This is a genomic window from Lysinibacillus sp. COL-1, from assembly GCF_059814265.1.
The window spans coordinates 2,735,104-2,748,166 of record NZ_JCAWSJ010000004.1 but is presented as its reverse complement, the minus strand read 5'-3'; the positions used below and the strand labels follow the sequence as shown (position 1 = coordinate 2,748,166).

Sequence of the window (13,063 nt, the reverse complement as noted above, 5' to 3'; positions counted from 1 at the left end):
GACATACTGTGGAATTAACATAGAGTACGAAAAAAATATTTTATTTAACGGATGCAGGTTTGTCTCTATGATACGGTATAGATTATAGTACGTGTGAAAGCTTCTGATACATGGCTCTTATCAATGTATGTGCGTGATGAAACTTAAAGGGGAGAAAAAAATGACTGTAGAAATTTTTAGCGGAGATCGTTCTGAAGAAAGTGTTCAATTTGAAAAATGGCTATTTGCGCAAAGTAATAAAAAGAGTTTTTCTAGTATTGAAAATGCTAAACAGTTTATTGAGCAGAGGGGAACTGAAAATAGTCAGCTTTATGTTATAGGGGAAGATGTTCAATTTATAAGTGATATGGAGGAGCAAACCTTTGAGGCTATGCAGGTCTTCACTTTAAATGACCAAAAGTCCTTGAAGCAAAAAGTTATTCTCTATATACATGGTGGTGCTTGGACGAATCAGCCTTTAAGTTTACATTGGTTATTCATGGATAAGATGGCACAATCGTTAAATGCAAAAGTTATTGCGCCCATTTATCCGAAAGTACCTCATTTTAACCATCATGACACCTTCCAAAAAATGCTCAATTTCTATAAAGAAATTTTAAAAACGGTTGAAAGTTCTAATCAATTGACCATTATCGGAGATTCGGCAGGTGGAAATATAGCACTTGGTCTGGTCCAACTTTTGAAGCAGAACCATCTACCTCAACCCCAAGATATTATTTTACTATCAGCATGTGTTGATATGAGTTTAGAAAATCCTCAGATACTTGAATATGAAGAAAAGGACCCAATGTTAGCTAGTGCAGGAATGGAAGTCATTACAAAGATATGGGCTGCTGATAAAGATCTAAAGGACCCATTGATTAGTCCTATTTACGGTGATTTTCAAGGACTTGGGAAGATTACTCATTTTATTGGAACACATGAAAGTTTATATCCAGATGCCATAAAATTTGATGAACAACTAACCGAACAAGGCATTGACATCACTACCTTTGTTTATCCTCAAATGAATCATGTATTTGCTGTGATGCCTATCCCTGAAGCTCTAGATGCTCAACAGAAAATTATGAATATAATTCATAGTCGAGTGTTGAAATAGGCGGGTTAACGCTAAAGGAAAAGGTGCGGAAAAATCCTATAAAAAAGCGTGTTTTGATTATCATTCAAAACACGCTTTTTATATTCCTTATTTTGGAATTTAACTTTATTTTACAGTGTAGATAGGTACGATGGAGGTGGATGCTTTTCTTCACAAACTGACTACATTTTTCAAAATTAGCGTGTGGTGTCTTTTCTAATTATAGCCCTCACTATGTCTCCTGATCGTTCTTCATAAGAATTCCTGTATTGTTTAAACGAAAACTAAATTGTAAAGTCAACTTGACATATGAAATGGTGTAAAGTAAACTTTACTTATCAAAAAAATGTACAGTTTACTTTACATTTAACGAGGAGGCTTTATGAAAAATAGAATTCGTGAATTGCGGAAATCGAAAAAGATTACGCAGGAGGAGTTGTCTAAAGTAGTTGGCGTCTCGCGACAATCAATCATTGCAATTGAATCGGAGAAATTCAATCCATCTTTAGAACTCGCCTACAATATTTCAAAAGCTTTCAATTGCACAATTGAAGAAGTGTTTATATTCGAAGAGGAGGGGACGGAGTGATGGAGATTTCTATCGGGGGAATCATCGGGTTGTATGGAGGAATGACTTGTGGAATTTTAGGCTGGTGGTTAGGACGGAGTAAGGCGAAGAAAAACAGAGGTTTAGATGAGCTACACGACTATATTTGGCAAAAAGCGAAATCCTATTCGTGGTATGTGACATTAGCGGCGATTTATATTTTCTTTACACTCATTGTATTTGGCATTGAATTGAATGCAGCAATGGTTTTAGGTAGTATTCTTTTAGTGCACTTAGGGAGTTGGGGGATAATTGGGGGAGTTTTGACCATCAACATGTTTAGTCCCATCCCGTTTCAGCTTTCTCGAGTGAAGCTGGGCATAGGTATTATTGCTGCGTCCATTCTTATTTTTACAAGCATCTCCATCATGACGAATAATTGGCTGTTTTTAGTTTTCAGTATCTTACCAAATTTAATAGGGCTGTTTACTGCACTTATTTATACTAAATAGAGCAATAATATAAAACAGGCAGCCTCAACACTTGTTGGGACTGCCTGTTCTATTATTCATGGTTCAATGTTGCAGCAATTTCAGGTTGCTGCTCTACTTGACGTAGCATATTAAAGGAAGCAATTGCTACTTCTACTTGATCGTCCTTTGGTTCACGAGTTGTCAGTAATTGAAGCCATAAGCCAGGGTAGCCAAGGAAACGCAACACTGGGATATTGCGGCAAGCATTTGTCGCTTGTAATACTTCAAATGAAATACCGAGTACAACAGGAATTAATAGAATCCGATCTAAAATACGAAGCCACAGTGGGTCAGTTGGTACAAAGAAATATAAAAACATGCCGACAAACACTGTGAACAGAATGAAGCTACTGCCACAACGATAGTGCAGACGTGATTGAGCTTGAACGTTTTTTACTGTGATGTCTAAGCCAGCCTCATAACAGTTAATGACTTTATGCTCGGCACCATGATACTGAAATACTCGCTTAATCAGAGGGGTTAATGAGATAAAGTATAAGTAGGCTAGCAGTAAAAGGAGTTTAATACCACTCTCTAGTAGAATTTGTCCCGTTTTCCCTTCAATCCATTTTGAGAAAAAATCTGCTATAAAAACAGGAATTAATGTAAAGGCAAATTTTCCGAATAAAAAGGAAAGAATACCTACTACAGCAACTCCAAGTATCATCTGAAGTTTAGAACCTTCTTCTTTATGATCTTCTTCTTCGCCAGGTGTCACATCATAACGATCCCCTGCAAATTGCATGTGACGAGAGCCTAAGCCAGCCGACTCAATGAGCGCTACAACGCCTCGTACAAATGGAATTTTTTTGAGCTTTTGTAAAATAGGCTTTTGAACTTTTTTAAAATGATAATAATCAATGGAATCATCGTTACGACGAATGGCTGTAACAGTATGTTCCTTTCCTCCGAACATCACACCTTCTAATTGTGCTTGTCCCCCGTATACAGGTGAATTGCTCAAGGCTAACACCACTCTCTTTATATATTTCAACTGTACCATTGTACTAAATTTAGTGAAAAACCTCTACAGTTACGCATAGTAAATTTTCTATATGGCTACACTAATCGTACATTTCAGGAAAACATTAGTGTGCAAAAAGGAGGTTAGATGATGAAAGTAGCGACGATTACCGCACTTGTAAATGCGCTTGTTTTAGCGCTGTGCTTAAAGGGTTTACATTATTTCCATCTTATTAAATGGCATCCGATTGGGTTTTATAAAAAGTGGAATTGGTTTGAAGATAGCTCTAAATTATTTCAATGGACCTTCTTTATCTTTCTGCTGTTTATCATCGGCTTATTTTTATATATGACCATGCGCTATGTCTATATCATTCCAGCTTTCTTTTCGTCACTGCTGCTAGGTCTTCTTGTGACTATTACATTGGAGTGGATTGCTTTAGATCTACCATTACAACTGACGTCCTTTAAAAAACTGTCCATTCCATTTATAGTGATTGTTGTCTGTCTATTACGTTTCTTGTTGGAAACGGCCAATTTTCATCAGAAGGAGCATACAGCACAAAAAGGAAGTTAATGATACAAAATATCCCCTTTGTTTGAGGGGATATTTATGAAACCATCAATTGAAATTAGTTGCTGAATGCACGGTGTATGATAAAATAAATGGCAAGTACATAGAAAGAGGCGAATAGAAGCGTGAAGTTATTATGTTTGAATGGACCGAACTTAAATCGACTTGGCAAACGAGAGCCACATATTTATGGATATGAAACATTGGATGATGTTAGAGAAAATGTTCGAAATCTTGCGGCTTCTTTAGGTGCTACGGTTGAATTTCGTCAATCCAATCACGAAGGGGTACTAGTAGATTGGGTGCATGAAGCAGAGGACGAAAAATATGATGGTATTATCTTTAATCCCGGTGCGTATACCCATACGAGCATCGCGTTACATGATGCGATTGCAGGAATTTCTGTGCCGGTTATCGAAGTACATATTTCCAATATCCACAAACGTGAGGCTTTCCGTCATCATTCTTATCTTGCTCCGGCCTGCCTTGGTCAAATTTGTGGACTAGGTACGAAAGGCTATGAACTGGCACTACGTACATTTATTGAGAGGGAGAATTGATTATGTTGAAATTACAAAAGCTACGTAAAGCACTTCAAGAACAAAGCATCGATGGCATTTTAATCACAAATGGGTATAACCGACGTTATATGACTGGTTTTACAGGGACAGCAGGCGTAGCAATTGTGTCTCAAAATGATGCTGTGTTTATTACAGATTTCCGTTATACAGAGCAGGCTGCTGCACAAATTCAGGACTTCCGCATTGTCAAACATGAAGCAACAATCATTGAAGAAATTGCTACACAAGTAAGCAATATGGGCATCAAATTATTGGGCTTTGAGAAAGATACTGTAAGTTATGGCACATATGAACTGTATAAATCAAACATTCAAGCAGATTTAGTGCCGATTTCTGGGCTAATTGAAAAAATTCGCTTGATTAAGACGGAACAAGAGATTAATATTATTAAGGCTGCGTGTGAAATTGCAGATCACGCATTTACACATATTTTAGGCTTCATCAAGCCTGGTAAAACAGAGCTTGAGGTTTCGAATGAATTAGAATTTTTCATGCGTAAACAAGGAGCAACTCAGTCTTCATTTGACATAATTGTTGCGTCTGGTCTTCGTTCAGCATTACCACATGGCGTTGCAACGAATAAAGTGATTGAAAAAGGCGACTTTGTTACTTTAGACTTTGGTGCGCTATATAATGGCTATATTTCGGATATCACACGTACTGTGGCTGTTGGAGAACCATCTGAAAAATTAGTAGATATGTACAATGCAGTCCTTGCTTCTCAACTGTTAGCACTTGAAAAAGTGGGTCCTGGATTAACAGGTATTCAAGCGGATGCGATTGCACGTGACTACTTAAAAGAAAAAGGATATGGCGACGCATTTGGTCATTCTTTAGGACATGGTATTGGTCTTGAAGTACATGAAGGCCCTGGCTTATCGATGCGTTCAGAGACAGTGCTAGAGCCAGGTATGGCCGTGACGATTGAACCTGGTGTTTACTTACCAGGAATCGGTGGTGTCCGTATCGAGGATGATATTTTAATCACTGAAACGGGTAATGAACTACTAACACATTCGTCAAAAGAACTCATTATTTTATAAACTTTGGAGGAACACAAATGATTTCAGTAAACGATTTCCGTACAGGTCTAACAATTATTGTTGATGGCCAATTATACCGCGTGTTAGATTTCCAACACGTTAAACCAGGTAAAGGTGCTGCGTTCGTGCGTTCTAAATTACGTAACCTACGTAACGGCTCAGTGAATGAAAAAACATTCCGTGCTGGTGAAAAAGTAGAGAAAGCACAAATTGATAACCGTAAAATGCAATACCTATATGCACAAGGCGACGAGCATGTATTCATGGACTTAGAATCTTACGAGCAAACTGAACTTGCTTCAGCTGCTATTGAATATGAATTAAAATTCCTAAAAGAAAATATGGAAGTGCATATTCAATCTTACCAAGGTGAAATGTTAGGTATTGAATTACCAAATACTGTTCAATTAGAAGTTACAGAAACAGAACCAGGGATCAAAGGAGATACAGCTTCAGGCGGTACAAAACCTGCTACACTTGAAACAGGTCTAATCGTACAAGTACCTTTCTTCGTTAACCAAGGTGATGTTTTAATCGTTAACACAGAAGAAGGCTCTTACGTTTCTCGTGCTTAATAATTAATAATAGCCAACCTACTCTTTAAAAAAAGGGTAGGTTTTTATTTTTTTCTTATACATATCCTGCCAAACATTTCATTTAATGTGATAATAGATAGAAGCACGTACTCTTTTTTACTAAGAGTCCATCAAGATTCTATCATCAGATAGATGGTCATTGCTGGGAGAATTGTTTACAATAATCGTAAGGAGTGAAAGGTATGCTACAAACATTTGATATGACATATCCCATTATTCAAGCACCAATGGCAGGCGTGACATCCCCGAAATTTGTGGCGGCTTGCGCTGAGGCTGGGCTATTAGGCTCAATAGGAGCGGGCTACTTAGATGGTGCACAAACAAAGCAATTTATTCAGGAAGTAAAGAAGTTAACAGCAAAGCCCTTTGCGGTCAATCTGTTTGTTCAAGAAGAACCAAAAATTGATATCGAGGTTTTACAACAAGCCCGTATGGCACTACAACCTTTTTACGATGAACTAGGATTATCACCTGTACAAAGTGTTGTTTCGAAGGAAGTGTTTGCAGGTCAAATTCAGGCGGTGATCGAGGAACAGGTAGCAATTTGTTCATTTACATTTGGGTTGCCCTCTCCAGAGGTTCTACAGCAATTAAAAGACAATGGTATTTATACGGTTGGTACCGCTACGACAGTAGAGGAAGCTATACTAGTAGAACAAGCAGGAATGGATGCAGTTGTACTACAAGGAGGAGAGGCTGGCGGTCATCGAGGCTCCTTTTCGGCCCCACTGCAATTAATACCGTTATATGATTTACTACAACAAGTAGCTGGACAAATTGCGATTCCTATTATCGCAGCAGGTGGACTTGTGACGAAAGAGGATATTCAAAGGGCATTAAAGGGCGGGGCACAGGCTGTTCAAATTGGTACAGCGTTACTAGTGGCAGATGAATGCGAAATTTCGCCACTTTATAAAAATGCTGTGTTAGCTTCGAAAGAACAGCAAACAACGATTACGCTCGCCTTTACGGGTAAACCAGCAAGAGGCTTAATGAATGATTTTACAAAACGTATGAAAGATGCGATAGTAGCTCCTTATCCATTACAAAACTATTTAACGACTACCATTCGTAAAGAAAGTGCCGAGCAAGGTAATGCGGAATATTTATCGATGTGGATGGGCGAAAAGAGTTATCTCGTACAGCAAACTGGCACTGTCAGAAGCATTGTAGAAAAGCTTCTATAAATTTTATCAATAAAGATCTCTATACATATGTATAGAGGTCTTTTTTTTGGTAGAGCGACATATATTGCTGTACACGAGGGGGCGTAGGAATGGAATTACAAGACGTATTAAGAGTTGCTGGAGTGGGACTAGTCGTTGCGCTTCTTCATGTTTTCTTTGATCAAACAGGGAAGAAGGAGTTTTCATTTTTCCTCTTTTTCATTGCCTACTTATATATGACAGCAGAATTACTTCGATTTTTACGTCTATTTTTTAATGAGATTTTAACATTCTTCCAATGGCTTACATCTTCCGGGTAATGTAAATGGAAATTGTGATTGTTGCTGTTGTCATGCTGCTTTTATTATTGCTGATAAAAGAAGTTATACAGCCACTCCATGCGCTAATAAGTGTGATGTTTTCGTTCTTGCTTTTTGGCATGTTGTTCTCGACACTTTTAATGCCTTTCGTCAAACAGCTGTTAGAAACACTTGCCTTTTTACCTTATGCGAAAGCTATTTTAATCAGTGCAAGTATGTTCTATGTCGGGCAGTGGATGTCTTTACTGCTGGCAGAACATAATTATAAGGTGCTCGGGAACATCGTTTTTGCTGCAGTAAAAATCGTGATTTTGTTGTATTGGTTCAAAGAATTTTTGGCTGTTTTACAGGAGGTGTCGGCCATTTTAAAAAGGCTAAACTAAGGAGCGAAGCCATTGCAGGAGCAAATACTATCGTTTTTAATCGACCCATTCTTTCTCTTGCTAAAGATGACGCTCATGCTTTGCAGCTACGTCATCATTGTTTTGATTGTGAACATGGTATTACCAGAATTTGAAAAAGGGACAAGGATACTCTTTTTTCTGATTGTTTTAGCAACGATTGGTCCAGTTGTAGTTAAGTCTTTTACATTAATTGATGAAATTGCACAAGGACTAGCCCATCTATTTACAGCATTTTATCCCATTTTAACTTCAAGCTTTCTTCTATCAAGTAGTATTACAGCGATTGCTTCCTGGCAGCCTTTTTTACTGTTTTTTGTACAAGTCCTGACCATTATTAGTAGTAAGTGGCTTATTCCAGGTGTGCTTTTAGCCATTGTCTTTGATGTGTGCAGTGTCATAGTCAAGGAAATTTCTTTTACACGAATCGCTGAGTTGATTCGTTTTACGATTATGAGTATCGTTTCTGCCTCCGTTATTTGCTATATTCTGTTGATGACTGCAGGCGGTGTGGCAGCATTTAGTGTCAATGCTGCTGTAGCGGAACCCGTCAAAAAATTAATTGAGGAAAATATTCCAGTTGTTGGGTCTTTTATTGTAGACAGCTTTTCAATGTTTCAGCATATGACACAATTTACATCTTCACTTACTAGTATTAGTGCCTTTATCGCCGTCATTACAGTGTCCTTTATCCCAACCGTACAGCTCGTTGTCAGTGCTTATTCATTAAAATTGTTGGCGGCTATTTTAGAACCAATCGCCTTTGATGATATTTGTAGACTACTAGAACAAATTAGTAAATCGCTATTTACATTATGTGCTGTATCATTTCTCATTGCTTTTTCATTTATGTTTTCTTGTTTTTTCCTCATTGTATTCGTACAAGTGATGGCAGGGGGGAGATAGATTGATTCTTTTATTGGCATTGCTCTTTGTATGTCAGATATTTGTGTTTCTAACGGATGATAAGGAAATAATTTCACTAACAAAATTGGTCATCACGTTAGTATTTTTGCAATTGCTATTAAAGATTCCATTTATCAATTCATAGGAAGAAACAAGCGTACATACACTTGAAAAAGAGAAGATGAAGGGAGGCAATGTACAAGTGATGTGGAAAAGACACGAAAAAAAACAACGTCATTGATGGTTTTAATTTTGATAGCTGCCTCCATGGGAATATTCATCATTTTACCTATGTATCAGACGAATTCAACAAGCGACAAAGGTTCACCACTCACCAATGAAGAAAAACTTGAACAAACTTTGAAGTCAATGCAAGGTGTTGGGGAGGTTAAAGTCTATTTTTATTATGGAGAGATGACAAATGACCAAGAGGCCAATAAACTATTCAGCCAATATTTTCGAGGGACTGAGCAAAGCGCGAAAAACGTAACAGGAATGCTAGTTGTTTCAGAAGGTGCATCCGATATCTTTGTGAAAAATGAAATTCGTGCAGTCGTCAGTCAAGTGATGCAGTTACCGATTCATCGAATCATAATCGTTCCGATGGAAAATAAGGAGGAAAAGTAAATGCGCGTACGTAGAAGAACAGTTTGGTTTATGACATTATTAAGTTTAGTAGCAGTCATTTCAGTGTATTATTTGGTTGATCCAGCAAAACAGTTCAATGGTCTAACTATTTTTACAGATGATACACTACAACAGACAGCTGTCACAGGCGTTACAGATAAAGAAGCGACAAATGATATCACACAAGAAGTATCTTCACCGAGTCACTTATTTGAAGAAATGCGTATGCAGGTAAGTGATGAGAGAAGTCAGCTACGTGAACAGTTAACGCAAAAAATTGCTGCAGAGGAATCCTCTGCTGAAGAAAAAAATGAGGCATTTAATGAAATGGATGGTCTGATTAAACGTGAATCAGCAGAAGCAATGCTTGAAATGCTTGTTAAATCATTAGGTTATTCAGATGCGTTTGTTCGCGCTGAAGGAGAAAAAGTTTCTGTTACAGTGATGGCTGAAGAATTGTCAAAAGCACAAGCAAACGAAATTATTTACTTGGTGAAAACAGAGATGGAAGGCGCAAATGATGTGCAAGTAAAGTTTAGTGCAAATAATTATTAAAAAATATAGAAAAAAATAAATATTTAGTTAATTTAAAAATAGTTGTTATATATCAGCGTTATGAAAAGGCTTTCGTTTAGTAAAGGAAAGCCTTTTATTTTGTTCATATTTACTTAATTTTCATTTAACTATTTCAAATTGATACGAAAAAATATAGAATAGTTATTGTAGTAGATTTTATTTCATAAGGAGAGTTAGAAATGTTCAAAATTCAAGAAATTCGTGAAATTATTAAATTAGTAGATTCTTCTTCAATTGACGAGTTTGTGTACGAAGTAGATGGCGCAAAAGTAAAACTAAAAAAGAATAATGTTATTGTTACAGAAACTGTAGCACCTAAAAAAGAAGTAGTAGCCCCTGTTGTACAACAATCTGCACCAGCAGAAGCTCCAGCAGTAACACCTGCACCAGCTAAAGTGGAAGAAGCTCCAGCTGCAGCTACATCAGCAACTAACGACCCTTCGTTACATAAAATTGTATCTCCGATGGTCGGTACTTTCTATCAAGCACCAAACCCAGATTCACCAGTTTACGTAAAACCAGGTGATAAAGTAGGAAATGAAACAATCGTATGTATCGTAGAAGCAATGAAATTATTCAACGAAATCGAAGCAGAAGTGCAAGGGGAAATCGTTGAAGTTCTTGTGAAAGATGGCGACTTAGTAGAATACGGCCAACCACTATTCCTTGTAAAAGCTGAGTAAGGAGTGCAAAACAAATGAAAAAAGTTTTAATTGCAAACCGCGGCGAAATCGCTGTGCGTATTATTCGTGCTTGTAAAGAGTTAGGCATTCAATCGGTTGCTGTCTACTCTGAAGCAGATGCGGACGCATTACATGTGAAATTAGCAGATGAAGCTTATTGCATCGGACCAAAGCTATCAAAAGATTCTTATCTTAGCTTCCCAGCGCTGCTTAGTGTTGCCGAAAAAACAGGTGCAGACGGTATCCACCCAGGATATGGCTTCGTATCGGAAAACGCTGATTTTGCTGAAGCTTGTGAAAACGCTGGCATTAAATTTATCGGTCCATCCTCTGATTCAATTAAAATTATGGGTATCAAGGACGTTGCACGTACAACAATGGAAGCAGCAGGCGTTCCACTTGTTCCTGGCACTGGTATTGTGCCAGATATCGAAACAGGTAAAGAATGGGCTGCTCAAATTGGTTATCCTGTCATCATTAAAGCAACTGCTGGTGGTGGTGGTAAAGGAATCCGTGTAGCTCGTACAGAAGAAGACCTTGTAAAAGGTATTGATATTACGCAAAAAGAGGCAGCTGCTGCATTCGGCAACCCTGGCGTATATTTAGAGAAATTCATCGAGTATTTCCGTCACTGTGAAATCCAAGTTTTAGCAGATGGCTATGGCAATGTAGTGCATTTAGGCGAACGTGACTGTACCGTTCAACGTCGTATGCAGAAACTAGTCGAGGAAGCTCCATCTCCAGCACTATCTTCTGAGCGTCGTGCTGAAATGGGTGCTGCGGCAGTAAAAGCGGCACAAGCATGTAACTACGAAGGTGCCGGTACAATCGAATTCATTTATGATTATCAAGAAGACAAGTTCTACTTCATGGAAATGAATACTCGTATTCAAGTGGAGCACCCAGTTACAGAAATGATTTCTGGTGTAGATCTTGTACAACAACAATTAAAAATCGCATCTGGTGAGAAGCTTCCATTCACACAAGATGATATTCAATTAAATGGTTGGGCTATTGAATGCCGTATTAACGCAGAAAATGCCTATAAAAACTTCATGCCATCAGCAGGAACGGTAGATACGTATGTAACGCCAGGCGGCTATGGTGTACGTATTGATTCTGCTGTCTATGCAGGCTATACAATCCCACCATATTATGATTCAATGGTAGCAAAACTTATTGTTCATGCGGATACACGTGAAGAAGCGATTGCGAAAATGAACCGCGCGCTAAGTGAATTCGAAGTATCTGGTCCTGGGATCAATACAACCATCCCATTCCACCAAGCGCTAATGAACAATGACGTCTTCAAATCAGCACAATTCAATACGAAGTTCCTTGAAGAGAATGATGTATTGGGTGTAGCAGAAAAAGCAAAGTAAGCGTTCGCAATTTTAAAACCTTCTAACTTTTATTAGTTAGGAGGTTTTTTATATTTCCATTAAATTTTAATAAAACAAATAGCATTAACAACAAGAGAACCTTTTAGCAGCTCCTACTAATTTAGAATGACTGCTATTCAATATATAGAAGGTCGTTCTCAGGTGTTAGCATACCACCCTTAGTTGTATAGTCTCCAACTTTTCTGTAAAGCACGGCTGTCTTTATAGCATGACCTTCTTTAGCAAATACAAGTAGAAAAATATCTTCTCGGACATCTATTCCACTGGTGCTACCTTTAAACTGAATGTCCATTGTTACTTCAATAGCATCTCTCGTTGTATAAGGTCCATAAACTTGTGCTTTTTCCCAATCAAAAGTAGTCAATTGATTTAGTGAAACGATTTTTGAGCCACCATTAGCTTGCTCCATTATATTTTTTGCGAGCAAGGTATCTTCAGTAGCTCTATTTCCTAATAATAAAATAAGCATTGTAAAAATAATGACAGCCGCCCCAATACCCAACAACCATTTTCGTAACATCCTACACCTCTATTCTGAAACTATTTCTATATTATAGAAATGATACTATATAATAGAAGTTGGTGATAGTACAAAACTTTTGGATGAATGGGAGTTAATCAATAGATGCCTGTATACAATAAGCTTGTAAGAGATAAGATTTTAGACATTATTCAAGCGAAGGGTTTATCTTATCATGCGCGAGCCCTAGAATCTAATGAGCTATTGAATGCAATAAAAGCTAAGATGATAGAAGAAGCATCAGAATTTCATGACGCAAAAGATAGACAAGCAAATATGGAGGAGCTAGCGGATATACTTGAGCTTATTCATGCAGCCATAAGAGTGTTAGGTGTAAGCTATGAAGAGCTAGATGCGACTCGTGAGTATAAGAAAATAATACGTGGTGGATTTGAAAATGGGGTTTACCTAATAGATGTCGAGGATCAATAATTCCAATTCAACGATTCTATCGATAAATTAAAACGGCTTTCGACAGCCAAACCTTCCTTTTTATAGTATAATGAACGTAAGTACAGCACTTGTTTGTGATGTGTAAGGGAAAGG

Annotated in this window: 18 protein-coding genes; 16 read left to right on the top strand and 2 right to left on the bottom strand. The window is 37.7% G+C overall.

The window, feature by feature from the left end; genetic code table 11:
* Positions 1-160: 160 nt before the first annotated feature.
* From AC6BKE_RS21905 to AC6BKE_RS21895, 3 genes are all read left to right on the top strand, one after another.
* A complete protein-coding gene (locus tag AC6BKE_RS21905) occupies positions 161-1,099 on the top strand; it encodes an alpha/beta hydrolase fold domain-containing protein (RefSeq protein WP_089934545.1) in 939 nt (312 codons plus the stop codon).
* A 361-nt stretch (positions 1,100-1,460) separates the two neighbouring features.
* Positions 1,461-1,667: a helix-turn-helix transcriptional regulator gene (locus tag AC6BKE_RS21900; RefSeq protein ID WP_036116800.1), complete on the top strand. Its 207-nt coding sequence runs from the start codon at positions 1,461-1,463 to the stop codon at positions 1,665-1,667.
* Complete coding sequence (locus AC6BKE_RS21895) at positions 1,667-2,137, top strand: hypothetical protein (protein WP_036116802.1); 471 nt, start codon at positions 1,667-1,669, stop codon at positions 2,135-2,137. Before AC6BKE_RS21900 ends, AC6BKE_RS21895 begins: the two co-directional genes overlap by 1 nt.
* A gap of 52 nt (positions 2,138-2,189) precedes the next feature.
* Here AC6BKE_RS21895 and AC6BKE_RS21890 read toward each other — a convergent pair whose 3' ends face one another.
* Positions 2,190-3,161, bottom strand: coding sequence for a DUF1385 domain-containing protein (locus tag AC6BKE_RS21890; protein ID WP_051891552.1), 972 nt, complete (start codon positions 3,159-3,161; stop codon positions 2,190-2,192).
* A 111-nt stretch (positions 3,162-3,272) separates the two neighbouring features.
* Here AC6BKE_RS21890 and AC6BKE_RS21885 point away from each other — a divergent pair, with 111 nt between their 5' ends.
* The 12 genes from AC6BKE_RS21885 to accC all read left to right on the top strand — a co-directional run bounded on the left by AC6BKE_RS21885 (position 3,273) and on the right by accC (position 11,976).
* The gene (locus AC6BKE_RS21885) at positions 3,273-3,698 is read left to right on the top strand and encodes a hypothetical protein (RefSeq protein ID WP_036116806.1); all 426 of its coding nucleotides are present in this window, start codon (positions 3,273-3,275) and stop codon (positions 3,696-3,698) included.
* 122 nt (positions 3,699-3,820) lie between these two features.
* On the top strand, positions 3,821-4,255 hold the full coding sequence (aroQ, locus tag AC6BKE_RS21880; protein ID WP_036116808.1) for a type II 3-dehydroquinate dehydratase: 435 nt from the start codon (positions 3,821-3,823) through the stop codon (positions 4,253-4,255).
* A gap of 2 nt (positions 4,256-4,257) precedes the next feature.
* Complete coding sequence (locus AC6BKE_RS21875) at positions 4,258-5,319, top strand: M24 family metallopeptidase (protein WP_036116810.1); 1,062 nt, start codon at positions 4,258-4,260, stop codon at positions 5,317-5,319.
* Between the two features lie 17 nt (positions 5,320-5,336).
* Positions 5,337-5,894, top strand: a complete 558-nt coding sequence (efp, locus tag AC6BKE_RS21870) for an elongation factor P (RefSeq protein WP_036116812.1) — start codon at positions 5,337-5,339, stop codon at positions 5,892-5,894.
* A 203-nt stretch (positions 5,895-6,097) separates the two neighbouring features.
* Positions 6,098-7,102 carry an NAD(P)H-dependent flavin oxidoreductase gene (locus AC6BKE_RS21865; protein ID WP_036116814.1) on the top strand — a complete coding sequence of 335 codons (1,005 nt, stop codon included), beginning with the start codon at positions 6,098-6,100 and terminating at the stop codon, positions 7,100-7,102.
* Between the two features lie 89 nt (positions 7,103-7,191).
* Positions 7,192-7,401 (top strand): hypothetical protein, encoded by a 210-nt coding sequence (locus tag AC6BKE_RS21860; protein WP_012295089.1) that lies wholly within the window; start codon positions 7,192-7,194, stop codon positions 7,399-7,401.
* Positions 7,402-7,406: 5 nt separating this feature from the next.
* Positions 7,407-7,784, top strand: coding sequence for a hypothetical protein (locus AC6BKE_RS21855; protein ID WP_036116820.1), 378 nt, complete (start codon positions 7,407-7,409; stop codon positions 7,782-7,784).
* Between the two features lie 12 nt (positions 7,785-7,796).
* Positions 7,797-8,708: a stage III sporulation protein AE gene (locus tag AC6BKE_RS21850; protein WP_036116822.1), complete on the top strand. Its 912-nt coding sequence runs from the start codon at positions 7,797-7,799 to the stop codon at positions 8,706-8,708.
* A gap of 207 nt (positions 8,709-8,915) precedes the next feature.
* Positions 8,916-9,335: a SpoIIIAG-related protein gene (locus tag AC6BKE_RS21845; RefSeq protein WP_036116824.1), complete on the top strand. Its 420-nt coding sequence runs from the start codon at positions 8,916-8,918 to the stop codon at positions 9,333-9,335.
* Positions 9,336-9,890: a SpoIIIAH-like family protein gene (locus tag AC6BKE_RS21840; protein WP_036116826.1), complete on the top strand. Its 555-nt coding sequence runs from the start codon at positions 9,336-9,338 to the stop codon at positions 9,888-9,890.
* Positions 9,891-10,090: 200 nt separating this feature from the next.
* A complete protein-coding gene (gene accB, locus AC6BKE_RS21835; RefSeq protein WP_036116828.1) occupies positions 10,091-10,594 on the top strand; it encodes an acetyl-CoA carboxylase biotin carboxyl carrier protein in 504 nt (167 codons plus the stop codon).
* Between the two features lie 14 nt (positions 10,595-10,608).
* Positions 10,609-11,976, top strand: a complete 1,368-nt coding sequence (gene accC, locus AC6BKE_RS21830) for an acetyl-CoA carboxylase biotin carboxylase subunit (protein WP_089934541.1) — start codon at positions 10,609-10,611, stop codon at positions 11,974-11,976.
* A 133-nt stretch (positions 11,977-12,109) separates the two neighbouring features.
* On the opposite strand, the gene AC6BKE_RS21825 is transcribed toward accC, so the two are convergent.
* On the bottom strand, positions 12,110-12,517 hold the full coding sequence (locus tag AC6BKE_RS21825) for a hypothetical protein (RefSeq protein ID WP_338651440.1): 408 nt from the start codon (positions 12,515-12,517) through the stop codon (positions 12,110-12,112).
* A 105-nt stretch (positions 12,518-12,622) separates the two neighbouring features.
* Here AC6BKE_RS21825 and AC6BKE_RS21820 point away from each other — a divergent pair, with 105 nt between their 5' ends.
* A complete protein-coding gene (locus tag AC6BKE_RS21820) occupies positions 12,623-12,949 on the top strand; it encodes a nucleoside triphosphate pyrophosphohydrolase (protein ID WP_036122750.1) in 327 nt (108 codons plus the stop codon).
* Positions 12,950-13,063 lie beyond the last annotated feature (114 nt).

Excerpts from the sequence above, each read along its gene's own strand:
- AC6BKE_RS21905 (WP_089934545.1), top strand. The coding sequence starts at position 161 with ATGACTGTAGAAATTTTTAGCGGAGATCGTTCTGAAGAAAGTGTTCAA.
- AC6BKE_RS21900 (WP_036116800.1), top strand. The coding sequence starts at position 1,461 with ATGAAAAATAGAATTCGTGAATTGCGGAAATCGAAAAAGATTACGCAG.
- AC6BKE_RS21895 (WP_036116802.1), top strand. The coding sequence starts at position 1,667 with ATGGAGATTTCTATCGGGGGAATCATCGGGTTGTATGGAGGAATGACT.
- AC6BKE_RS21890 (WP_051891552.1), bottom strand. The coding sequence starts at position 3,161 with ATGGTACAGTTGAAATATATAAAGAGAGTGGTGTTAGCCTTGAGCAAT.
- AC6BKE_RS21885 (WP_036116806.1), top strand. The coding sequence starts at position 3,273 with ATGAAAGTAGCGACGATTACCGCACTTGTAAATGCGCTTGTTTTAGCG.
- AC6BKE_RS21875 (WP_036116810.1), top strand. The coding sequence starts at position 4,258 with ATGTTGAAATTACAAAAGCTACGTAAAGCACTTCAAGAACAAAGCATC.
- efp (WP_036116812.1), top strand. The coding sequence starts at position 5,337 with ATGATTTCAGTAAACGATTTCCGTACAGGTCTAACAATTATTGTTGAT.
- AC6BKE_RS21865 (WP_036116814.1), top strand. The coding sequence starts at position 6,098 with ATGCTACAAACATTTGATATGACATATCCCATTATTCAAGCACCAATG.
- AC6BKE_RS21860 (WP_012295089.1), top strand. The coding sequence starts at position 7,192 with ATGGAATTACAAGACGTATTAAGAGTTGCTGGAGTGGGACTAGTCGTT.
- AC6BKE_RS21855 (WP_036116820.1), top strand. The coding sequence starts at position 7,407 with ATGGAAATTGTGATTGTTGCTGTTGTCATGCTGCTTTTATTATTGCTG.
- AC6BKE_RS21840 (WP_036116826.1), top strand. The coding sequence starts at position 9,336 with ATGCGCGTACGTAGAAGAACAGTTTGGTTTATGACATTATTAAGTTTA.
- accB (WP_036116828.1), top strand. The coding sequence starts at position 10,091 with ATGTTCAAAATTCAAGAAATTCGTGAAATTATTAAATTAGTAGATTCT.
- accC (WP_089934541.1), top strand. The coding sequence starts at position 10,609 with ATGAAAAAAGTTTTAATTGCAAACCGCGGCGAAATCGCTGTGCGTATT.
- AC6BKE_RS21825 (WP_338651440.1), bottom strand. The coding sequence starts at position 12,517 with ATGTTACGAAAATGGTTGTTGGGTATTGGGGCGGCTGTCATTATTTTT.
- AC6BKE_RS21820 (WP_036122750.1), top strand. The coding sequence starts at position 12,623 with ATGCCTGTATACAATAAGCTTGTAAGAGATAAGATTTTAGACATTATT.